This window comes from Brachybacterium sp. J144 (genome assembly GCF_036321705.1).
In the GTDB taxonomy this organism is placed as follows: domain Bacteria; phylum Actinomycetota; class Actinomycetes; order Actinomycetales; family Dermabacteraceae; genus Brachybacterium.
Genome location: NZ_JAZDCG010000034.1, coordinates 77918 through 98954, shown reverse-complemented (window position 1 = coordinate 98954; position 21037 = coordinate 77918). Strand labels below are relative to the sequence as shown.

General features: G+C 74.5%; 18 protein-coding genes and 1 tRNA gene. 10 read left to right on the top strand and 9 right to left on the bottom strand.

The annotated features are described in order from the left end of the window. Positions 1–11: 11 nt before the first annotated feature. Positions 12–1262, bottom strand: coding sequence for an acetoin utilization protein AcuC (locus tag V1260_RS13865; protein WP_329747413.1), 1251 nt, complete (start codon positions 1260–1262; stop codon positions 12–14). Positions 1263–1353: 91 nt separating this feature from the next. On the opposite strand from V1260_RS13865, the gene V1260_RS13860 reads away from it, so the two are divergent. Together V1260_RS13860 and V1260_RS13855 are read left to right on the top strand one after the other, a co-directional pair. Next, positions 1354–2736 (top strand): TrkH family potassium uptake protein, encoded by a 1383-nt coding sequence (locus V1260_RS13860; protein WP_329747412.1) that lies wholly within the window; start codon positions 1354–1356, stop codon positions 2734–2736. Positions 2737–2857: 121 nt separating this feature from the next. Further along, positions 2858–3523: a potassium channel family protein gene (locus V1260_RS13855; RefSeq protein WP_329747411.1), complete on the top strand. Its 666-nt coding sequence runs from the start codon at positions 2858–2860 to the stop codon at positions 3521–3523. A gap of 256 nt (positions 3524–3779) precedes the next feature. On the opposite strand, the gene proC is transcribed toward V1260_RS13855, so the two are convergent. The 5 genes from proC to V1260_RS13830 all read right to left on the bottom strand — a co-directional run bounded on the left by proC (position 3780) and on the right by V1260_RS13830 (position 11372). After that, positions 3780–4619, bottom strand: a complete 840-nt coding sequence (gene proC / locus V1260_RS13850; protein WP_329747410.1) for a pyrroline-5-carboxylate reductase — start codon at positions 4617–4619, stop codon at positions 3780–3782. A gap of 28 nt (positions 4620–4647) precedes the next feature. Beyond that, on the bottom strand, positions 4648–5622 hold the full coding sequence (locus tag V1260_RS13845) for a DUF368 domain-containing protein (RefSeq protein ID WP_329747409.1): 975 nt from the start codon (positions 5620–5622) through the stop codon (positions 4648–4650). A 115-nt stretch (positions 5623–5737) separates the two neighbouring features. Next, positions 5738–5950 carry a hypothetical protein gene (locus V1260_RS13840; protein ID WP_329747408.1) on the bottom strand — a complete coding sequence of 71 codons (213 nt, stop codon included), beginning with the start codon at positions 5948–5950 and terminating at the stop codon, positions 5738–5740. After that, the gene (locus V1260_RS13835; RefSeq protein ID WP_329747407.1) at positions 5947–10536 is read right to left on the bottom strand and encodes a hypothetical protein; all 4590 of its coding nucleotides are present in this window, start codon (positions 10534–10536) and stop codon (positions 5947–5949) included. Before V1260_RS13835 ends, V1260_RS13840 begins: the two co-directional genes overlap by 4 nt. 26 nt (positions 10537–10562) lie before the next feature. Next, positions 10563–11372, bottom strand: a complete 810-nt coding sequence (locus V1260_RS13830; protein ID WP_329747523.1) for a DeoR/GlpR family DNA-binding transcription regulator — start codon at positions 11370–11372, stop codon at positions 10563–10565. A 171-nt stretch (positions 11373–11543) separates the two neighbouring features. Between V1260_RS13830 and V1260_RS13825 the strand changes: the two genes are divergently transcribed. Further along, a complete protein-coding gene (locus tag V1260_RS13825; protein ID WP_329747406.1) occupies positions 11544–11717 on the top strand; it encodes an antitoxin in 174 nt (57 codons plus the stop codon). A 107-nt stretch (positions 11718–11824) separates the two neighbouring features. Here the strand turns inward: V1260_RS13825 and V1260_RS13820 are convergent, their stop codons facing one another. Both V1260_RS13820 and V1260_RS13815 read right to left on the bottom strand, forming a co-directional pair. Next, positions 11825–12454 (bottom strand): copper resistance CopC family protein, encoded by a 630-nt coding sequence (locus tag V1260_RS13820; protein WP_329747405.1) that lies wholly within the window; start codon positions 12452–12454, stop codon positions 11825–11827. Beyond that, positions 12451–13836: a nitrilase-related carbon-nitrogen hydrolase gene (locus V1260_RS13815; protein WP_329747404.1), complete on the bottom strand. Its 1386-nt coding sequence runs from the start codon at positions 13834–13836 to the stop codon at positions 12451–12453. Before V1260_RS13815 ends, V1260_RS13820 begins: the two co-directional genes overlap by 4 nt. 77 nt (positions 13837–13913) lie before the next feature. Between V1260_RS13815 and V1260_RS13810 the strand changes: the two genes are divergently transcribed. Next, positions 13914–13989 (top strand) — tRNA-Arg (locus tag V1260_RS13810). On the opposite strand, the gene V1260_RS13805 is transcribed toward V1260_RS13810, so the two are convergent. Then, positions 13990–14760, bottom strand: a complete 771-nt coding sequence (locus V1260_RS13805; protein ID WP_329747403.1) for a Crp/Fnr family transcriptional regulator — start codon at positions 14758–14760, stop codon at positions 13990–13992. It abuts the tRNA gene before it with no gap. Positions 14761–14927: 167 nt separating this feature from the next. Between V1260_RS13805 and V1260_RS13800 the strand changes: the two genes are divergently transcribed. From V1260_RS13800 to V1260_RS13775, 6 genes are all read left to right on the top strand, one after another. Then, complete coding sequence (locus V1260_RS13800; protein WP_329747402.1) at positions 14928–15167, top strand: heavy-metal-associated domain-containing protein; 240 nt, start codon at positions 14928–14930, stop codon at positions 15165–15167. Between the two features lie 30 nt (positions 15168–15197). After that, positions 15198–17210: a heavy metal translocating P-type ATPase gene (locus V1260_RS13795; protein ID WP_329747401.1), complete on the top strand. Its 2013-nt coding sequence runs from the start codon at positions 15198–15200 to the stop codon at positions 17208–17210. A gap of 172 nt (positions 17211–17382) precedes the next feature. After that, on the top strand, positions 17383–19440 hold the full coding sequence (locus V1260_RS13790; RefSeq protein ID WP_329747400.1) for a S9 family peptidase: 2058 nt from the start codon (positions 17383–17385) through the stop codon (positions 19438–19440). Between the two features lie 142 nt (positions 19441–19582). Further along, complete coding sequence (locus tag V1260_RS13785; RefSeq protein WP_442878162.1) at positions 19583–19888, top strand: hypothetical protein; 306 nt, start codon at positions 19583–19585, stop codon at positions 19886–19888. 195 nt (positions 19889–20083) lie between these two features. Next, positions 20084–20692: a hypothetical protein gene (locus tag V1260_RS13780; RefSeq protein WP_329747399.1), complete on the top strand. Its 609-nt coding sequence runs from the start codon at positions 20084–20086 to the stop codon at positions 20690–20692. Next, positions 20689–20985, top strand: coding sequence for a hypothetical protein (locus V1260_RS13775; RefSeq protein ID WP_329747398.1), 297 nt, complete (start codon positions 20689–20691; stop codon positions 20983–20985). Before V1260_RS13780 ends, V1260_RS13775 begins: the two co-directional genes overlap by 4 nt. The last annotated feature ends 52 nt before the right edge of the window (positions 20986–21037 follow it).

The window sequence follows — 21037 nt, the reverse complement described above, 5'->3', positions numbered from 1 at the left end:
GGCCCAGTGTGTCAGTCGAGGAACGGATCCAGACCCCACTCGGGGAAGGCGACGCGTCGCGCGGCCTGCACCGCCCGGTCCAGGTCGTCCTCGGGGTCGAAGCCGGCGGACCAGTCCTTCACGGCGAGCGGCCGGCCGTCGCCGTAGCGGGACATGGCGGGATCCGGGGAGAGGCCATGGGCCGTGCGGGCCCGACCCTCCGTCGTCAGGTAGGAGGCCGGGAGGGACTCGGCGGGGTCGAGGGCCTCCCCCGTCGCGACCGCGATGAGCTGGGCCCAGGAACGGGGCACCACGTCGATCACGGCGTACCCGCCGCCCCCGAGGGCGAGCCAGCGGCCGTCGCACACCTCGTCGGCCAGCTCGCGCACGATCAGCATCGCCTCGCGGTGCGCCTCGAGGGTGACGGAGAAGTCGGCGAGCGGATCCGCCCGATGCGTGTCCGCGCCGTGCTGGGTGACCAGCACCGTCGGCCGCACCGCACGCACCAGCGCCGGGACCGTCGCGCGGATCGCGCGCAGCCAGCCGTCGGCCGTGGTGCGCGGCGGGAGCGGGACGTTGATCGCGGAGCCCTCGGCGCCGGGACCGCCCGTGTCCTGCACGAAGCCGGTGCCGGGGAAGAGCCGCTCCCCCGTCTCGTGCACCGAGAGCGTCACCGCGCGCGGCTCGTCCCACAGCGCGAGCTCCACGCCGTCGCCGTGGTGGACGTCGAGGTCGACGTACATCACCCGCTCGGCGCCAGCGGCGAGGGCGTGGCGGATCGCGACCGCGGCGTCGTTGTAGACGCAGAAGCCGGAGGCGCTGCGGGGCCGGGCGTGATGGAGACCGCCCGCGACGTTCACGGCGCGCCGCACCCTGCCGGTGAGGATCGCGTCCATCGCGGCGAGGGAGCCGCCGGCGATGCGGGCGGAGGCGGCGTGCATGCCCGCGAAGGGCGGGACGTCGTCGCCGCCGATCCCGAAGGCGATCAGCGCATCGAGCTCCTCCGCGGTGAACTCGGAGAGGCCGTCGCGCTCGGAGGCGGTGCGCACCGCGGCGACGTACTCGGGATCGTGCACGGCGGTGAGCTGGGCATCGGTCGCGACGGGCGGGTCCAGGTCGATCACGCCCGGACGATCCAGCAGACCCGCGCAGCGCGCCAGCTCCCGGGTCAGCTCGAGACGGATCGGGGACATCGGGTGGTAGGGGCCGAAGTCGTACTCGCGCAGCGCCTCGGACCACACGATGCCTGTTCGGGCGGCGGGGAGGGCGGCGTCGGCGACCATGCCCCGAAGGGTAGCCGGGGTCGTAGACTGCCGCGGACGCGAGCCGGGGACAGGACCGGGGACACGATGAGCCGGGGCAGGGAGGGGAACGATGGACAAGCACTGGTCCCGCCGTGCCCCCACCCCGAAGTGGCGCGTCTACCTGCAGGCCCTCACCAAGGCGACCCCGGCGCGCATCGCGCTCGGCGTCTTCACGCTGATGATCGCGGTGTTCACGGTGCTGCTGTCGCTGCCCGCCGCGACGGCCGACGGCACCCGCACCCCCTTCGTCGACGCCCTGTTCACGGCGGTCTCCGCCATCTGCGTGACCGGCCTGACCACCGTGGACACGGGCGTGCACTGGTCGCGCTTCGGCCTGGTCGTGATCATGGTCGCGGTGAAGCTCGGCGGCCTCGGCCTGCTGACCCTCGCGTCCCTGCTGAGCCTCTCGGTGCTGCACCGCCTGGGGCTCGCACAGCGGATGATCACCGCGCAGGAGACCCGCGCCGAGCGTCTCGCCGAGGTCGGCGGCGTGCTCCGGGTCATCCTCATCACCTCGACGAGCTTCGAGGTCGCGACCTTCCTCGCCCTGACCCCGTACATGATCGTCACCGAGCACGGGGTCGGCGAGTCGCTGTTCCTCGGCCTGTTCTACGCGATCAGCGCCTTCAACAACGCCGGCTTCGTGCCGGAGGCGGCAGGCACCTCCCAGTACCTCGGCGACCCCTTCTTCTCCATCCCGATCGGCCTCGCCGTGCTCGTGGGGTCGCTCGGCTTCCCCGTGATCCTGGTGGTGGTCAAGAAGCTGCGGACCCCGCGGCGCTGGAGCCTGCACGCGAAGCTCACCTTGACCACCACCGCGGCGCTGTTCGTGCTCGCCTGGGCGGCCTACCTCGCGCTCGAGTGGGCGAACCCGGCGACGCTCGGCCCGCACGGCATCGGCACCAAGATCCTCGCCTCGGGCTTCACCGCGGTGATGCCGCGGTCGGGCGGTTTCGCGAACATCGACGTGGGCCAGATGACGGGCGAGTCCCGCCTGCTCACCGATCTGCTGATGTTCATCGGCGGCGGCTCCGGATCGACCGCGGGCGGCATCCGCGTGACCACCTTCGCGCTGCTGGTGCTGTCGATCTGGGCGGAGGTGCGCGGCAACCCCGACGTCGAGGCCTTCGGCCGACGCATCCCGCAGGAGACCATCCGCCAGGCCATCGGCGTGCTCGTGATGAGCTCGGCGGTGGTCTTCCTCGCGACCTTCCTGCTGCTGCGGATGACGGCCTTCACCCTCGACCAGACGCTCTTCGAGGCGCTCTCCGCCTTCGGCACGGTGGGCCTGTCCACGGGGATCACCCCGCATCTGCCCACCGAGGCCAAGGTCGTGATCATCGCCTGCATGTACGTGGGACGTCTCGGGCCGATGACCCTCGGCGCGGCGCTCGCCCTGCGCCACCGCACCCGCATGCTGCAGCTCCCGCTCGAGCGCCCGATCGTCGGCTGAGGCGCAGCGTCGGCTGAGGCGCAGCGTCGGCGGGGCCCGATCAGTGCTCGCCGCACCGGGCCTAGACTGTGCCCGCCCGGTCCCGTCCGCTGCGGACCGAGCACCGCATCGAGGAGGAGACATGGCACGCACCGCCCGCGACGAGGGCGTCCTGGTGATCGGGCTCGGACGCTTCGGGGCCGCGATCGCGCTGACCCTCGAGAAGCTCGGCACGCAGGTCCTCGCCATCGACGAGAACGAGGAGCTGGTCCAGAAGTACTCCGGCCAGCTGACGCACGTGGTCCGCGCCGACGCCACCCAGCCCGAGGTGCTCGACCAGGTGGGTGCCGGCGACTTCTCCCTCGCCGTGGTGGGGGTGGGCACCTCCATCGAGGCGAGCGTCCTGATCGCCGCGAACCTGGTGGACCTCGGCAAGCCCGTGATCTGGGCGAAGGCGATCTCCGCCGCGCACGGTCGGATCCTGCAGCGCATCGGCGCGCACCACGTGGTCTACCCCGAGGCCGACGCCGGCAAGCGCGTCGCCCACCTCGTCAACGGCCGGCTCATGGACTTCATCGAGTTCGACGACGGCTTCGCGATCGTCAAGATGCGGCCCCCGCGCGAGGTGCAAGGGATGACCCTCGCCGAGTCCGACATCCGCGCCAAGCACGGCGTCACCGTGGTGGGCGTGAAGTCCCCGGGCAAGGACTTCACCTACGCGGTGCCGGAGACCATGGTCGCCGCGCACGACGTCATCATCGTCTCGGGCGACACCCACCTCATCGAGAGGTTCTCCAACCGGCCCTAGGTGGTACGGGTCGTGGCCCGCTGGACGCTGACGGGAGGCGCCCCCGGGGTCCTGCCCTCGGGTCCGTCCCGGCTCCGGCCCCGGGCCCGCTCTCGTGCACGCTGGCGTGCCCAGACCGTGCCCGCGGACCCCATGCCCCCACACCCGTGCGGTGACCGCTACGCCATGTGCGGCTGTGTTCCACCGAGGGAACGCAGCCGCACATGACGTGCCTGTAACCCACGCAAGCGTGGGGTGTGGGGTGCCGCGCAGGGACTCAGCCGGCGGTCATCGCCCGGGAGGCCTCGGCGGAGGCGGCCATCGCGGCCGCGACCCCGGCACGCACGCCCTCCCGCTCGAGCGCGGCGAGGCCCTGCACCGTCGTGCCGCCCGGGCTCGAGACGCCGTTCTTCGCGACGGCCGGGTGCATCCCGCTTTCGGTCAGCATCGTGGCGGCGCCGCGCACCGTCTGCTGCACGAGGGTGGCGGCGAGATCGCGCTTCAGGCCCAGGCGCACGCCCTCGTCGGTCATCGCCTCGATGATCGCGAAGACGAAGGCGGACAGCGAACCGGCCGCGCCGATGAAGGCGTGGACCTGGTCCTCCGTGATGTCGACCGCGACGCCGGCGCGGGAGAACAGGGCATGGAGCAGCTCGTGCTGCGCGTCGGTGACGGCACTGCCGCGCATGAGGCCCACGGCCCCCTCCCCCACCGAGATCGGGGTGTTCGGCATGGCGCGGACCACCGCGGCACCGGCGGGGAGTGCCTCCTCGATCTGCGCGAGGGTCACGCCCGCGGCGAGGGAGAGCACGATCGCGCCCGTCGGCAGGTCCTCGCGCAGCTCGGCGACGAGGTCGAGGATCTGGTACGGCTTCACGCCGAGCACCACGACGTCGGCCTGCCGGACGGCCTCGGTGCGGGAGGCGGCGGCAGTCGCTCCGAGCTCCTCGGCGGCACGCTCGCTGCTCGCCGTGCTCGAGTTCACGACCAGCAGATGCTCGGGGCGCACGCCCGCGTCGAGCAGGGTGCGGCCGACGGGCCCGCCCATGTTCCCGGCGCCGATGAGGGCGACGCGGACGGAGGAGAGGTCGATGGTCCCGGTGCTCGTATCAGTCATCCCGCCAGCGTACGGCGCGTGACGCGGATCAGCTCCCGCCGTCCCGGATGCCCGGTCCCGACCGGGCGGTGACGGCCCCGGCCCGGGCGGCGATGCGGGACTCGACGAGGACGAGCACCTGGACGGCCACGGCACCGCCGGCGGCGAGGAGCAGCAGCAGCGGCCAGTCCGAGCTCGGCCGCTGCAGGGCGCCCGAAGCGTCCTGCCACGGCCAGAGGCTGCGCAGGGCACCGATCATGACGCCGGCGAGCACCACCATGGTGCCGCGGTGATGGCGGGTCAACAGGGTGCGCATGACCCTCACGATGACGACGAGGCCCACGAGGGCCCAGAGGGCGAACCAGGCGAGGTATCCGAGATCTCGCTGGTCCACGGCCTGCAGGGTGGGCTGGTACAGGCCGACGCTCAGCAGCAGGAAGGACCCCGAGACCCCGGGCAGCACGAGCGCGCACACGGCGATCGCAGCGGCGGGTGCCACCACCCACGGGCTCGGCTCGAGGGAGGTCGAGGGCAGAGAGGTCAGCAGCAGCCCGCCGATCGCGCCGAGGCCGAACAGCCCGACCTCCGCTCCGCGCCACGCTCCGCCGGAGAGGCGCACCGGCACCAGCACGGAGCCGGCGACGAGCCCGAGGAACAGCGCGCGCATCGTCTCGGGATGCTCCTCGACGAGTCCCGCCACGGGGCCGGCGACGGTGAGAACGGCCGCGGCCATCCCGACCACGAGCGGGAGCACGAGCAGCCAGTTCACGCCGCGCAGCTGCTCCCGCACCGCGGCGGTGCGGTCCGGACCGGTCACCAGGCGCCGCCCGGCGACGGCGATCCGGTGGCCCGCATCGATCAGCTCGTCATAAATCCCGGTGACGAGGGCGACGGTTCCGCCGCTGACGCCGGGGACGGTCTCGACCAGGCCGATCAGCGCACCGCGCAGGAGGTTCCCCAACGGGTTGCGGTGGCGAGAGGGAGCGATGTCGGCGGGCGCGGCAGCAGGGGCGGTGTCCGTCATGAGTCCAGCCTACGGAGCGGGGATCCCCCCTCCCCTGTCGGACGCAGCGGCGAGTGACCGACTCCGCGCTCGCGTTCTCGGATCGGGCGTGGCCCTCGGGCCCCTCCCCGCCGGTTCAGCGGCCGCGACCCCAGTGCGGGGGCACGTCGCCCGCGAGACGGGCGTCGTTGGACTCGTCGGCCCCGGGTTCGGGGGCGTCCTCGGCGAGGCGATCAGGCAGCACCTTCGGTGCCTCGCCGCGCGTGGCGGCGGGGGCGGGCCCGTCCCGCTCCTCCCAGTCGATCGGCTTCCCGGTCACGGAGGAGATGACGACCCGCCTCCCGCTCACTGCCGCTCCTGGTAGCGGCGGATCGCGCTGGAGACGGAGACGTCCAGCAGCACCGAGCGCTGCTCGAAGCCGAGGAAGCTCCGCACCTCGGTGGCCAGGTGCTCCTCGAGCCGGGCCCGGCCGTCGGAGCAGATGTACTCGACCACCGCGTCGAGGTCCTCGCTCGAGTAGAAGGACAACGGGTGACCGGCGGGGATCTGCGGTCGCGGCAGACGGTGGCGGATCGTGCCGACACCCTGCGGGGACCCCGTGTGCTCCTCCTCCTGGACGAGGCGCAGCGCCCGCTCGACGGCCCGGCGGATCCGCTCCGCCTCGCCGTCGGGGTCGATGAACAGCGCCCAGGACCAGACCCGCTCGGTCGCCCAGCCGGCGGCCTCGAGGCGCTCGGCGCGGAGCCGGTCGCGCTCGCGCTGTCCCTCGGTGGCGACATAGCGGGCGCCGTCGGTGTCGACGGCGAGCAGCAGTCGGCCGGGCATGTCGGGATGGCCGAGGGCCAGCTCGATCCGGTCCGAGGTGAGGCCGAAGTCGCGCTCGACCTGCAGACCCAGACGCCACAGGCGGTCGGCGAGATCCCGCACCAGGGCGTCGGTCTCGAGGGTCCTCGGGGCGGCGGGCTCCTCGGCGGGCTCCGCATCGTCGGCGGGCTCCGCGGGAGCGGGCGCCTCGACGGCCGACGCCGACTCCGCGGGGTCCTCTCTCTCACCGGCCGACGGGGCCTGCGCCGGATCGTGGTCCGTGGCGGCGCCGGGTTCCGTCGTGGCACCGGCGTCCGCGATCGGATCGGAGCCGCGCACTGCGGCCTCCGCCGCGGGGTCGTCGAGCTCCGTCTCGGCGACGGCCACGTCCGCACCGTGGCCGCTGCCCGCGCCCGCAGCCGTGCGCGAGGTCTCCCCTGCGGGGGCGGCCGTGGCGGCCCCCTCCCCGAGGGCGGCGGCGATCGCGGCGTCGAGGTCGTCGTCCTCGGCCGAGAGCGCCGCGGCCTGCGCCTGACCGTCGGCCCGCGCCTGCCCGTCGGCGCCGGACTCCTCACCGGAGGCGGCGAGGGCGGTGACGTGCGGGGTCACCTCCACATCGGGCCCGCCGCGCAGCACCCAGAGCAGGGCGCGGAGGTCCCTCGCTCCGTCACTGCGCAGGCGTCCGAGGTCGAGGTCCTCGAGGTCGAGGGAGGAGACGACGGTGGTGCGGCCGCGGGCCCGGGTGATCACCGTGGCGAGGGCCTTGCGGCCGCCGGACTCCGAAAGCGGGCCGAATCGGTGCAGCACACGGCCGTGCGGGGTCTTGCCGAAGCCGACGGAGACGATGATGTCGTCGCGCACGATCGAGGTGGCCTGCGCGACCGGCAGCACCGTGAAGACCTCGCGGGCGCCCGGGTCGAAGTACTCGCGCAGCGCCGGGATCACCGAGACGGTGTTCATGATCCGCTCCATGAGCCGGCGGGCATGGGTCTGGGTGAAGGTGAGCACGGCGAGGGAGCGCTCGGGACGGGTGCGGGCGTGCTCGATGACGAGATCGGTGACCCGGCGCAGCTCGGCCTCGGTGCTCTCGACGTACTCCATCGACTCGGTGACCGGGCCGCGCCCGTTCTCCACCAGCACCAGCCGGTCGGGCTCGGGGGCGGTCGGCCGCGGCACGGCGACCACCTCGCCGCTCAGGGCGCGGCGCTGGGCGAAGGCGCGCAGCCCCTCGGCGGCGGGCCGGGGATCGCGGCGCAGCTCGACGTGCGGGGCGATGCGCAGCATGTCGTCGAGCAGGCTCGAGGAGGAGTCCTCGCCGTACTCGAGCGGGTCGCCGACCACGACGGTCTGCTCGGCGCGGACGATCGAGGGCAGTGCCGCAGCGGTCGGCAGCCGGCCGCCGTCGGCGACGATGAGCACGTCGAAGTGGCGGCCGCGCGGGATCACCTGCGGCACGAGATACGGCGAGGCGAGCCAGGCGGGACGCGCCTGGAAGAGGATGTCCTCGTACTTCGCGGCGAGGTCCCGGATGGAGACGGTCGAGGAGCGGGCGAGCTCCGCGATCGCGGCCCGGGAGGTGTCCGGGTAGGTCTTCATCGTCGCCACCCGCGCCTCATCGGCGGCGGCGTGGACGCGCGAGGCGGACTCCCGCAGATACGCGGCGTCGAGGCGGCGGAAGCGCTCGGCGACCTGCGACAGCGAGGTGCCGTCGTACTGGGAGATGGTGGGCTCGGCGCCGGCGATCAGCTCGAGGACGCTGCGCCACCACGCGAGCTCCAGCTCGGCGCCGACCTGCTCGGCCGGGACGCGGCGGGCGCGGAGGTCCTCGACCAGCTCGCCGAGGCCGTCGAAGGACAGCCGGCGCAGCAGCTCGGTGCGGCGCGGCAGCGACTCGAGGTCACCGCGGTCGGCGTGCAGGGCCTCCGCGCGGCGCTCGAGCTCGTCGAGGTCGGCGCGCGGCAGGTCCGCTCCCGCGGGCGTGCCGTCCAGGAGCACGGCCAGCTCGTCGAGCACCCGCTGGGCGTCCTGAGCGGCGCGATGGGCGGCGTCGAGATCCGCGGGCAGGGCCGGGGTGCCGTTGCCGGTCAGCGCGTCACGGCTCCAGGCATCGGCGACGGCGCGCGCCTCGACGAGGTCGCGATGCAGGTCCGGGGACACGGAGGCGGGGCGCTGCAGGGCCGCGGCCTCGCGGCGCAGCCGGCGGCGCACGCCGAAGCCCATGCTCACCCCGTGCTCGACCCGCCAGGACTTCTCGGCGGTCGCGGCCACGAGATCGGCGAGCGGCGCGCGGAACACGGCGGCCTGGAAGCCGGAGAGCAGCGCCCGCACCCGGTCGAGCAGGGCCAGGCGGGACTGGAGCTGCTCGAGGGTGCTCGGCTCGCGCAGTCCCAGCTGCTCCCCGCAGGCGGCGCACGCGCGCCGCAGCCGGGGCAGCACCTCGTCGCGCCACTGCTCGAGCAGCTCGCGGGCCCGCTCCGCCTGGGTGTCGGAGCTGATCGGCGCGCCGTACCAGGCGGTCTCCTCGGGCCCCGTGCTGAGCACGCCCACCTCGGCGGCCTCGCGCAGCTGGGCGGTGAACCGCTCCCGCTCCTCGCCGACCATCGACGCGGCGACGTCGGAGCGCAGCCGCACCGCGGTGCGGGGGGCGGGGCGGAGCCGGGTGAGGGCGGCGAGGGCTGAGATCGCGTCGTGCGCGGAGGCCTGCCACGGCTCCTGCACGCGATGCATCGCCTCGACGTGCCCGGCGAGGATCTCGCGGGTCTCGGCGAGCTCGGCGGGGGCCTCCGCCTCGGGGCCGAGGCCGTGGGAGCCGGCCTGGCGCAGGCTGCGCAGCAGGGCCGCGGAGGCGTTGCGCTGCAGGGACGGGTCCGGGGAGAGGTCGAAGACCAGCTCCTCGAGGCCGCGGGACTGGGCGAGCTCGAGCAGGCGGGAGAGGTTGCGGCGACGCTCGGAGACGATCAGCACGCTGCGGCCGCGCGCGTTGAGCTCCTCGGCGAGGTCGACGACCAGGTCGAGGGAGGCCGCGCCGGGCGGGGCGGCGACCGCGAGGTCCTGGCCGGCGAGGACCCGCTCGAGGACGGCGAGGTGGTCGGGGTCGACGGCGGCGACGAGCTCCTGCTCGTCGATCGCGGGCACGTCGCTCTCCGCGTCGCCGCGCACGACGGACCGCGCCTCCGGGTCGCCGGAGAGCGCGGCGACCAGCGGTGAGGCGGCCCAGTCCGTGCGATCCGCGGCGAGGTCCTGGGCGACGGAGCCGGCGGCGTCCATGAGGTTGCCGACCACGAGCGCATGGGTGATGCGGAAACCGGGCAGCGGCTGGCCGAGGGCGCGGAAGGCGTCCAGGACCGGGTTCGGGTCGAAACCGTGGGCGCCGTCGGTGGTGGCGAGCAGCGCGCGGGCGTCGACCGCGACCCCGGCCTCGCGCAGCGAGCGGAGCAGCACGGGGTTCAGGTCCGCGGTCGCGTCGACCTCGAGGTCGACGTCCTCGCGGGCGTTACCGCGCAAGCGCAGCGTGAGGGGGCGGACCAGCACCGGGGCATGGATCGGGGCCGAGCCGTCGGCCGGCAGCCAGGTCGCCTCGCCGATGCCGAGATGGCAGGTGGTCAGGCCCACGTCCTCCGCGTGCCGCTCGGCGATCTCGCGGATCGTGCGGGCGTGGGCGCGGGCGTCGGCGAGCGCGCCGACCTCGCGCACCAGGGAGGACAGGCGCGTCGGCCCGCGACCGGCGAGGAGCTGGGCGAGGCCGGAGGGGTGCGAGTGGGTGAGGTCCAGGACGGTGGGCCCGGCCCGCATCTGGGTGAGGAAGGAGGGGGCGGTCCCGCCACCGGTGATCTCCTGGGTCCAGCGGTCCAGGGCATCGGCGACGCGGTCCTCCCGGCTCAGTGGACGGTGCTCGCGCCGCTGCTGGAGGAGGTCCTCCTCGTCCTGCTCGGGGGCGATGCCGGCGCCGACCTCCTCGAGGTGTCGCGCGACGACTAGCTCATAGGCCGGGGACGCCGGGGCGGTCCGGGCGGCCGGCTCCTCGGTGCGGGCGGCGTCGTCCCGCCGGGCGGGCTCCGGGTCGGTGTTCTGCTCGACCTCCGCGGCCGGGTCGGGGAGGCGCTTCTTGCCGCGCAGGAGGTTCCACATCATGGGTCCCGAGGTTACCGGGGCGCGGCTCAGACCTCGTGGAGCCGCACCGAGTGCTCGGTGAGATGCTCGCGCAGCTCCTCGGTGATCTCCCCGGCGATGACCAGGTCGGTCAGCACGGAGACGGGGCAGATCCCGGCGAGGGCGCGCTCGCCGATCTTGTCGGCCGTGGCGAGACCCACGACGCGCCGGGAGTGGCCGATCATGATCCGGGTGACGCCGGCCTCCGCCTCCGAGTGGCAGGTGAGCCCCGCCTGCACGTCCAGGCCGATGGTGCCGACGAACATGGTGTCCAGCCACAGGTCGCGCATGGTGGCGGTGGCGAGAGGACCGGTGAGCTCGAAGGAGTAGGGCTCGGCGACGCCGCCGAGGACGACGGTGCGCACGTGCGGGCGCAGCACCGCCTCGGTCGCGATGTTCAGCGCGGCGCAGACGACGGTGAGCCCGGGCATGCCGTCCCGGGAGTCGATGTCCGGCCGGGAGACGACGCGCCGCGCCGTCGAGGTGGTGGTGCGGCCACCGTTGAAGCCGATGGTCTGTCCGGCCTCGACGAGGCTCGCGGCCCGCTCCGCGATCCGCTCCCGGTCGCCGCCGGAGGTGTCGGTCGCCCGGGGACCGGTGGCGAGGGAGTAGGCGACGTCCACGGCGACGATCCCGCCGTGGGTGCGGCGGGCGAGCTGGGCCCGCTCCATCTCCACGAAGTCGCGGCGCACGGTGGACTCGCTGATGCCGAGATCGCTCGCCACCTCGGCGACGCTGAGCCGCTTGAGCTCCGAGAGTCTCGCCAGGACATGGTCCCAGCGGGCGGAGCGGTCTTTGCCGACGGGGGCGCTGCGCATGGTCACGCAGTCAGTATTGCGCGGACGCCGCCCGGATCGCCGCCCGATGCGCATGTTCGATCACTCCGAGGCCGAGTTCCCAGGTCTCGTTTGAGTCACGATCGGGGCCGTCGTACGTTGGCGGCGTCGCCTCGAACCGGGGCGCTTCCGCTCAACGAAAGGATGTCCATCATGGGTTTCGATGACGCGCTGAACAAGGCCAAGGGTCTCGCCGAGGAGAACCCGGAGCAGGTCGAGCAGGCGCTCGACGCTGCCGGCGAGCAGATCAAGGAGCGCACCCCCGACAACGTCGACGGTCAGGTCGACGAGGGCGTGGAGGCCGCGAAGGACAAGTTCGGCCTCTGATCCCCGGACCCGCACCACGCGAGGGCCCCGACGCGAACGCGTCGGGGCCCTCGCTCCGTCTCGGGGTCTCGGGGTGTCGAGCTATCGAGGTGTCGTGCCGCGCCGGGTCAGGACTTCCTGCGGGTGGCGAGGGCGACGCCGACGCCGGCCGCGATCATGATGACCACGCCGATGCCGATCAGCAGCGGCGCCGGGAGGCCGCCGGAGCCCTGCTGCTCCTCCGCGGCGGTCGCCTCGGACGTGGTCTCCGCGCTGGTCGGAGCATCGGATCGGGCATCGCTCGCGGCGGGAGCCGTGGTCTTCTCCCCGGCGGTCTCTTCCCCGGCGGGCTCGAGGTCGCCCGCGGCGGGTTCGTTCTCGACGGTGAGGGCGAGGGTGCCCTCGATGGGATGGCCGTCGGAGGAGACCACGCGCCACTGGATCTCGTACTCCCCGGCGGGCAGCGGCTCGGCGAGATCGAGCACGGCCGTGGGGCCGTCGATGGTGGGCGTCTCCTCGAGCACCGTCTCCCCGTCGGCGTCGACGATCCGCACCACGGGGCTCACGTCGAGCAGGTCCGCCGAGTAGGTCAGGGTGATCTGCTCGGGCGAGGTCTCGACCGCCGCGCCGTCGGCCGGGTCGGAGGAGATGAGCGTGTCGTGGGCGCGGGCCGGAGCCGGCAGCAGCGAGAGCGCGGCGATCACGACCACGATGAGCAGGGACAGCAGGACCTGGGGGCGACGGAGGGCGATAGTCACCCCGGCAGGCTACCACTGTGCTCCAGGACCGGCAGGGCCGCCCGGGCTGCGGCGACCTCGGTCAGATCCAGGTCTGTGACCAGCATCCCCTCCTCCCGGCCGAGCTCCTGGCGGACCTCGCCGAGGGGGCTGATGACGGCGCTGTGCCCCACCCCGCGAGCGGCCCGACCGGTGTAGGCGGGGTCGGGGGCCTGGTCGGCGGCGAGCAGGAGACTCGTGGAGTCGAGGGCCCGGGCGCGCAGCAGGAGGCGCAGCTGCTCGACCTTCCCCAGCCCCTCGGCCCAGGCGAGCGGCAGCAGGATCGCCTGGGCGCCGCGCCGGGCGAGGGCGGTGAACTGTTCGGGGAAGCGGACGTCGTAGCAGGTGGCGAAGCCCAGCAAGGTGCCGCGCAGCTCGAGGGTGACGAGCTGGTCGCCGGGGGCGACGGTCTCGGACTCGCGGGCACCGAAGGCGTCGTAGAGGTGGATCTTGCGGTAGTCGACGTCCACGCCGTCGCCGCGGGCGATGAGCGTGTTGTGGACGCGACCGTCCGCGGTGGGGGTGAAAGAACCGGCGACGACCACGAGGCGATGCGCGGCGGCGAGGCGGCGGATCTCGTCCTCGAACTCCTCGTGACGGGCGAGGGCCGCCGCGCGCAGGTCGGTGCCGAAGGGGGTGAGCGTCGCCTCGGGCAGGAGCACCAGGTCGGCGCCCGCCTCGGCGGCGCGGCCGACGGCGGAGCGCACGCCCGTGAGGGTCCGCTCCGGGTCCTCGTGGACGATGATCTGGGCGAGGGCGATCCGCGGCCCGGCGGCGGCCCGGGCCCGGTCCAGCTCGGCGGGGGTGTCGATGTCCTCCCCCTCGGCGCCGACGGGCTCCTCGCGCACGAGCTCGGTCTCGTCGAGCGCGGCATAGAGGCGGCGCAGGGGCAGGTCCGTCCAGGTGCCGTCGGCGCCCCGCACCTCCTCGAGGGCCGCCCGGAGCCGGGCGACGGGCCAGGCCGCGATCAGCAGATCGAGGCAGTGGACGCGGCCGGTGCGGGCAGCGGCAGCGACGAGCCGGTCGAGGGTCTCGGCGCGCAGCAGCGGCAGGTCCCCGCCGAGGACGAGCACCACGTGCTCGTCGCCCGTCTCCGCGGCGCCGCGGGCGAGGGCGGCGAGCGGGCCGGAACCGGCGGGATCCTCCCGCACGAAGCGGGCGCCGAAGCGCTCGGCGAGGCGGGCCCCGTCGGCCTGCTCGGGACCGACGACGATCCGGGAGCCGACGGGCGCGGCCCGCAGCACCCGCTCGAGGGTGCTCGCCCCGCCCACCTCGGCGCGGGTCTTGTCGACCCCGCCGTGACGGGCGGACGCACCGCCCGCGAGGATCACGGTGGCGGTGGGCACGTGTGCGCGGCTCGACATGGGTCGATCCTGTCACGGAGCGCTACGATGACCGCGGCCTTCGGTCACGGGACGACATCCCGCGACGCGACCGCAGCGCCTCCGTAGCTCAGGGGATAGAGCACCGCTCTCCTAAAGCGGGTGTCGCAGGTTCGAATCCTGCCGGGGGCACCATCACCTCTCCCCTCCGCCGTCCGCGGCCCGCACCTCGAGAGCGTCCCGGTCCAGGATCGAGGTCCAGCGCCTTCCGGAGTCGATGATCCCCTCGCGGCGCAGCGCGCTCATCACGCGGGAGACCGACTCGGGCGTGGAGCGCGCGAGCCCGGCGAGGTCGGCGCGGGAGAGCGGGACCTCGAGCAGCAGGCCCTGCGCGCCGCGGTCCTCGCCGAGGGAGTCGGCGAGGCGCAGCAGGGCGCGGGCGACGCGCTGCTCGACGGTGTCGGTGCTCTGCGTCCCCAGGTCGGTCTGCGCACGGGAGAGACGCGCGGCGAGATCATCGACCACCCGCAGGCCCACGACGGGGTTCTCGACCATCACCTCCCGGAAGGCTTCCTGCCCGATGCGCAGCAGACAGGTGCCCACGAGCGCGGTCGCGGTGCGGCGGTGGAACGGCTCGCCGAGGCTGCTCATCGCCCCGAACATCTGGCCGGGCCCGAGGATGTCGGTGACCGCGAGCGCGCCAGACGGCGTCGGCTCCGCGATCCGCAAGCGCCCCTCGGCGACGACGTACAGCGCCTCCGCGGGCTCGCCCGCGCGGAAGGCGGGCGCGTCGGCCGGGAGCGTGAGGGTGCGCATGCGGCGGTCGATCCGCTCGAGCGCGGCCTCGCTCAGGCCGTGGAAGTAGGCGGAGCGGTCGAGGACGCCGAGGCGCACGGGGGCCGGACAGGTGTGCGGCAGCGTCACCTCCGCGAGCGGGATGGTGCGCCGCCCGTCGGGGGTGGTCATGGTGCGAGGATAGCCCGCCGCAGCATGACCCGACGGGACATCGGTCCTGGTCAGAAACCTCTTACGGTTGATTGATCGCCGTCATGGTGGGGTCGCGTATCCCTTCCTACGGTCGAGGTGACGGCGAGGGAGAGACCCTCGCCCCACCCCAGGAAGGGCCGCCCACGATGTCTGCCACCACCGGTTCCACCACCCGCACCGTGTTCCGCGCCGAGGGCTTCAGCTGCCCCTCGTGCGTCACCAAGATCGAGAAGCAGGTCGGCCGCCTCCCGGGCGTCCAGGACGTCTCCGTGAAGTTCGCGTCCAGCCGCGTCGAGGTCGACCACGACCCCGCCGTCGCCACCGCCGAGCAGATCGTCGCCGCGATCGCGAAGGCCGGCTACACGGCCGCGCCGTCGGCGTTCTGACCCCGACCCACCCCACAGAGAGGACCTGTCATGACCGCCCTGCAGCACTGGTGGCGCGGCCCGTGGAGCACGCCGCTGCTCGCCGGGGCGCTGATCGTGCTGGCCGCCCTGCTGTCGCTCGGCGCCGGGGAGAACCCCTTCGGCGCCGGGCACGGCGAGCTCGGCCTGCACCTCGACCGCCCGCTCCTCCTCCTCGCCTCCGACGCCCTGATGGTGCTCGCCGCGCTCGTCGCGGGCGCTCCGATCCTGATCGCCGCCGTGCGCGCCCTCCGAGTGCGGACCATCGGCATCGACCTGCTGGTCACGATCGCCGCCGTCGGCGCGCTGGTGATCGGCGAGTACTGGGAGGCCGCCGCGGTGACCTTCCTGTTCGCGATCGGGCACGCGCTCGAGGCGGGCACCATGAACCGCACCCGATCGGCGCTCGCCGAGCTCGTCGCCGCCGCCCCGGACATCGCCGTGGTGCTGCGCGACGGGCAGCAGGTGGAGGTCCCGGCGGCCGAGGTGCGCCTCGGCGAGACGGTGCTCGTGAAGAACGGCGCGAAGGTCCCGGTCGACGGGACGGTGCTGGCCGGCACCGGCGCGATCGACGAGGCCGCGATCACGGGCGAGTCGATCCCCGCCGCGAAGGGGACAGAGGATGCCGTGTTCGCCGGCACCGTCTCCGCCGGCGGGTTCCTGCAGGTGCGCGCCACCGGCGTCGGCGCCGACACAACCCTCGCCCGGATCATCCACCGCGTCGAGGAGGCGCAGGACGCGAAGGCCCGCACCCAGACCTTCCTGGAGCGCTTCTCCACCTGGTACACCCCGGCCGTCATCGTGCTGGCCCTGGCCGCGGGTCTGGTCACCGGCGACGTCGTGCTCGCCCTGACCCTGCTGGTGATCGGCTGCCCCGGCGCGCTGGTCATCTCGATCCCCGTCGCGATCGTCGCCGGCATCGGCCGTGGCGCGAAGGACGGCCTGCTCATCAAGGGCGGCGAGTTCCTCGAGGCCAGTGCGCGGGTCGACGCCGTCGCCCTGGACAAGACCGGCACCCTCACCGAGGGCCGGCCGCATCTCACCGACGTCACCGTGCTCGACCCCGACCTGGACCGCACCGCGGTGCTGCGCTGGGCGGCCCGCGCGGAGGCCGGGTCCGAGCACCCGCTGGCCCGTCCCGTGCTCGAGGGCGCGGCGACGGAGGGCGTCGTCCCCGGCAGCCTGCCCGAGCACACCGAGCCGGTGCCCGGCCAGGGCATCGTCGCCACGATCGAGGGGCGGCGCGTCGCCGTCGGGAACCTGCCGCTGCTGGAGCGCGAGGGGATCCTCGTCCCCGCGGGGGTGCATGAGGAGGTCGCGCGCCTGGCCGCGCTCGGCCGCACCCCGATGGCCGTCGCGCTCGACGGCACGGTGATCGGCGTGCTCGGCGTCGCGGACCGGCTGCGGCCCGAGGCGGCCGACCTGATCACCCGCCTCCACCGCGAGGGCGTGGACCGCGTCCTGATGCTCACCGGCGACGATCCGCGCGTGGCCCGGGCGGTCGCGGCGCAGGTCGGCATCGACGAGGTCCGCGCGGGGCTCCTGCCAGAGGACAAGCTCGCGGCGATCACGGCACTGCAGCGCGAGGGCCGCACGGTCGCGATGGTCGGCGACGGCGTGAACGACGCCCCGGCGCTCGCGACGGCCGACATCGGCGTGGCGATGGGCGCGGCCGGCAGCGGCGTCGCGATCGAGACCGCGGACATCGCCCTCATGCAGGACGACCTGCTGAGGCTGCCCGAGGCCCTCGGACTCGCCCGCCGCACCGTGCGGGTGATGCGCCAGAACATCGTCCTCGCGGTCGCGACCGTGGCGCTGCTGCTCGCGGGGGTGTTCGCGGGCGGGGTGACGATGGCGATCGGGATGCTCGTGCACGAGGCCTCGGTGCTGCTGGTGATCGCCAATGCGATGCGGCTCCTGCGCCGGCGTCGGCCCGAGGGGTCGACACCACCGGTCGACGACTCCCCGTCGGAGCCCCGCACGGCAGCCGAGCCGCGCTCCGCGGGCACTGCCGCCGTCGCCTGATCCCGATGACGGTGGCGGCATCCGAGACCGACCCCGATGAGGTGACCATGACGCCGCAAGCTCGTCCGAGCGCCAACCGCTCACGCTGCGGGAGCTGGCGGAGCGGGACGAGGCACGACCCGATCGCCCGCCCGGTCCCCCCGTCCCGTGACCGGGCGGTAGCGTGGCGGGGGTGACCGCCACCGATGCTGACACCGCCTCCGAGAACCGCTCCGTCCCCGACCCCGACGTCCCCTCCCCCGAGTTCGCCGACCCCGAGGCTGTGCTGCGCCTGTCGCGCCTCGCAGCGGTGACCGCCGTCCCGGGCGGCCGCGTGATCGCCGCGATCCAGCAGGCCGAGGAGCACGGCGCGCGGACCCCGTCGGCCCTGTGGGAGCTGGACCCCGCGGGCACGGCGCCCGCCCGCCGCCTCACCTCCTCGGAGAAGGGCGAGGGCGGGCCGCGGCCCGCCCCGGACGGCTCGGTGCTGTTCACCTCCACCCGGCCCGATCCGGAGGGCGGCTCGGTGGAGGACCGGGCCGCGATCTGGCGCCTGCCCGTCGCGGGCGAGGCGCGGCTGGTCGCGTCGGCGCCCGGCGGGCTCGAGCTCCTCGCCGTCGCGGACGACGGGACGATGCTCGCCGCGACCTCGGTGCTGCCCGGCGGCACCCTCGAGGACGACGCCGAGCGCCGCACCGCCCGGAAGGACGCGAAGCGCACCACCATCTGGCACACGGGCATGCCGATCCGCCAGTGGGACCACGAGATCGGCGACCAGGAGCGGCACCTGCTGCTCGTCTCCCCGGACGGCGAGATCACGGACCTCACGCCGGGCGTCGGCACCGTCGCCCTCACCTCGGCCTCCGCGGACCTCTCCCCCGATGCGCGCACCGTCGCGACCACCTGGACCCGGCGGGTCCCGGGCGGGGAGACCCGCAGCGACCTGATGCTGCTCGACGTGGCCACCGGCGAGCGCCGTACCCTCCTCGCGGCGGACGAGGAGTCCCAGGTCTCCACCGCGCTGTTCTCGCCCGACGGCACCCGCCTCGCCGTGCTCCGCTGGACGCACTCGACCCCGGCCTCCACATCCCTCCCCCGCCTCGAGATCCGCGGCACCGGCGGCGAGGCCGGGGCCGACGTGGTTCCCGTCGACCTCGGCGACCTCACCCCCACCGATCTCGCCTGGGCGGGCCCCGGCACGCTCCTGGCCGCCGGGGACCTGCACTCCTCGGGTGCGATCCTCGCCGTCGACGCCGCGACCGGCGCCGTGCGCACCCTCGCCGACGGCGGGGTCTTCTCCTCGCTCTCCGGCGCCGAGGACGGCGCGGTCCTCGCGCTGCGCAGCGACGTGGCGACGCCGCCCCGGCCGGTGCGGATCACGGCCGACGGCGCGGTCGCCGAGCTGCAGGCCCCGGGCGGGATCGCTGCCCTGCCGGGCACGCTCCAGAAGGTCGTGACCGAGGTCGACGGGGTCAGGGTGCCGGGATGGCTCTGCGTGCCCTCCGCCGCCAGCGCGGCGGATCCGGCCCCGGTGATGCTGTGGATCCACGGAGGCCCGCACGCGTCGTACAACTCCTGGAGCTGGCGCTGGTGCCCGTGGATCGCGGTAGCGCACGGCTGGGCGGTGCTGATGCCGGATCCGGCGATGTCCACCGGCTACGGCGACACGGGTCTGAACCGGGGCTGGCCGCGCCGGCCCGAGGTGGTGTTCGGCGAGTGCGAGGCGCTGCTGGACGCGATGCTCGAGCGGCCGGAGCTGGACGGGACGCGCACGGCGATGCTCGGCGCGAGCTTCGGCGGGTTCCTCGCTAACTGGATCGCGGGGCACAGCGACCGGTTCGGCGCGATCGTCTCCCACGCCGGGCTGTGGGCGCTGCCGCAGCAGCACCGCACCACCGACGCCGCTGCCTCCAAGATGCGGGTGCACCGCCACGAGGACGAGGACCCGAAGTGGTACGCGGCCTCCTCCCCACATAGTGCGGCCGCGGCGATCACCACCCCGATGCTCGTCACCCACGGCAACCGCGACTACCGGGTGCCGGTCTCCGAGGCGCTGCGCCTGTGGTGGGACCTCGTCTCCCGCTGGGACGGCGAGCCGGAGGCCATGCCGCACCGCTTCCTGCAGCTGACCAGCGAGAACCACTGGGTGCTCACCCCGTCCAACGCCGCGGCGTGGAACCGGGCGGTGCTCGCCTTCTGCGCGCAGCACGTGCTCGGCGGTCCGAGCGCCGACGAGGCGATCACCTGGTGACCCCCGCGCCCGCCGCGGCCCCGGTCAGGTCGGCCACCGCTGCCTGACCGAGGCCGTCGGAGCGGGCTACGCTGGCAGGGTGCCGCGGCCGGGACGACCCGGTGCGCGGGAGCTCGACGGGGACGGCCTCACGGAGGCCCCGATGATCCCCTCGCCCCGGATCCGCATCCTCGACCGCCCCGCGCTGACCAGCCAGGTGCAGCGCGTGGTGAACCTGTGCCATGGCGCGCTCGTCTCGACCCTCGCCCTCACGATCCCCGCGGTGCTCGTGATCGGGCTGCTGACCGGCAGCCCCGTCGTGCTCGCCGAGTCGCCCGGCAATCTGCTGCTGCTCGGCGTGACGCTCGCGGTCCCGGCGGTCTCCGCGGCGTCGCCCCGGGTCACCGCGGTGCACGGCGGGGTGCATCTGCTGCTGTTCGCGGTGTACGCGCTGGCGCTCCTCTCCTGACGGCGGCACCCGCGGCCCTCGCGGCGCTGCCCTGCGCTCGTCGACGCTGCACCCGCTGTCGGTATCCGGGCGAATACCGACAACTATGACAGTGTCGACGGGAGTCGGGCGGCGGTGCGGCGAGGGATCCCCGCCCTTGACCCGCACACCGCGGCTTGGAAGAGTGGGCCGCGGGGATCATCACGAGGGGGCGCCATGCACCGCAGCACCAGCCACGCCCGAAACAGCGTGAGATCCGTCCGCCGCGGCCCATCCCGCCGCGGCGCAGTGCTCGCGTGCGCCGCCGCGGGGCTCCTCGCCCGCGCCGCGTGCGCCCCGCCGACGGGCGGCGCCGCGGCAGGCACGACCGATGACGGCTGGCCAGGCGGCTCCGACGGCGGCGGGAGCACCGAGAGCGCGCACCGCACCAGGATCCTCCTGCTCCCCGACCTCGGTCTCGACGGGACGGTCGGCGACGGCGCCCCCTCCGTGGCCGCCGAGCAGGTCGCGGGATTCCTCGCCACAGGGCTCGGCGCCCCGGAGGCCGACGCCGAGTGCGAGGAGGGCCTGGTCCTGCAGCCCGAGGGGAGCTGGAAGCGGTGCACCGGCCCCGGCGGCCCGACCAGCCTCGACGACGACGCCCCGTGGGTCGCGACGGTGGTGCAGGTGCCGACCGGGGGCGAGCTGCACGCCGGGACGCATCTGACGCTCCTGCTCACCTCCGGCACCGAGCTCCCCGCCGCCATGGACGAGATGCGGGCGGCGGACGTCATGCTCACCGCAGGCCCGCTCGACGACGACATCGACCAGGCCGCCGACGGGTGACTGCCCCCGCCGGCGAGCGCCCGCTCGCGTTCGAGCCGCTCACCGCCGAGGAGCTCGCCGCACAGTCCCTCGCGGTCCCCACCTCCGAGGAGGCGGTGGTCCCCGTCGCGGACGCCGCGAGCTGGGCGTCGGTGACCTGCTCCCGGGGGATGGATCCGGCCCGCTTCCGCCCGGTCGAGTGCGAGGCGCGGGACGAGGCCGGAGACCTCGAGGACCTCCTCGTCGCCCCCGGGATCCTGTCCGACGGGCGCCCCGGCCTGCTCGTCGGGATCCGCACCCTCGAGGCCGGTTGAGACGCGCGCCCGAGCCGTCTGTTCACCTCGGCGCCGCCGGGCCGCCGTCGGC

Bases quoted from the DNA above. Each gene is read 5' to 3' on its own strand.
- V1260_RS13855 (WP_329747411.1), top strand. From the start codon at position 2,858: ATGGCACGCACCGCCCGCGACGAGGGCGTCCTGGTGATCGGGCTCGGA.
- V1260_RS13795 (WP_329747401.1), top strand. From the start codon at position 15,198: ATGACCGCCCTGCAGCACTGGTGGCGCGGCCCGTGGAGCACGCCGCTG.
- V1260_RS13825 (WP_329747406.1), top strand. From the start codon at position 11,544: ATGGGTTTCGATGACGCGCTGAACAAGGCCAAGGGTCTCGCCGAGGAG.
- V1260_RS13845 (WP_329747409.1), bottom strand. From the start codon at position 5,622: ATGACGGACACCGCCCCTGCTGCCGCGCCCGCCGACATCGCTCCCTCT.
- V1260_RS13835 (WP_329747407.1), bottom strand. From the start codon at position 10,536: ATGATGTGGAACCTCCTGCGCGGCAAGAAGCGCCTCCCCGACCCGGCC.
- proC (WP_329747410.1), bottom strand. From the start codon at position 4,619: ATGACTGATACGAGCACCGGGACCATCGACCTCTCCTCCGTCCGCGTC.
- V1260_RS13830 (WP_329747523.1), bottom strand. From the start codon at position 11,372: ATGCGCAGCGCCCCCGTCGGCAAAGACCGCTCCGCCCGCTGGGACCAT.
- V1260_RS13780 (WP_329747399.1), top strand. From the start codon at position 20,084: ATGCACCGCAGCACCAGCCACGCCCGAAACAGCGTGAGATCCGTCCGC.
- V1260_RS13800 (WP_329747402.1), top strand. From the start codon at position 14,928: ATGTCTGCCACCACCGGTTCCACCACCCGCACCGTGTTCCGCGCCGAG.
- V1260_RS13805 (WP_329747403.1), bottom strand. From the start codon at position 14,760: ATGACCACCCCCGACGGGCGGCGCACCATCCCGCTCGCGGAGGTGACG.
- V1260_RS13785 (WP_442878162.1), top strand. From the start codon at position 19,583: ATGATCCCCTCGCCCCGGATCCGCATCCTCGACCGCCCCGCGCTGACC.
- V1260_RS13815 (WP_329747404.1), bottom strand. From the start codon at position 13,836: ATGTCGAGCCGCGCACACGTGCCCACCGCCACCGTGATCCTCGCGGGC.
- V1260_RS13860 (WP_329747412.1), top strand. From the start codon at position 1,354: ATGGACAAGCACTGGTCCCGCCGTGCCCCCACCCCGAAGTGGCGCGTC.
- V1260_RS13865 (WP_329747413.1), bottom strand. From the start codon at position 1,262: ATGGTCGCCGACGCCGCCCTCCCCGCCGCCCGAACAGGCATCGTGTGG.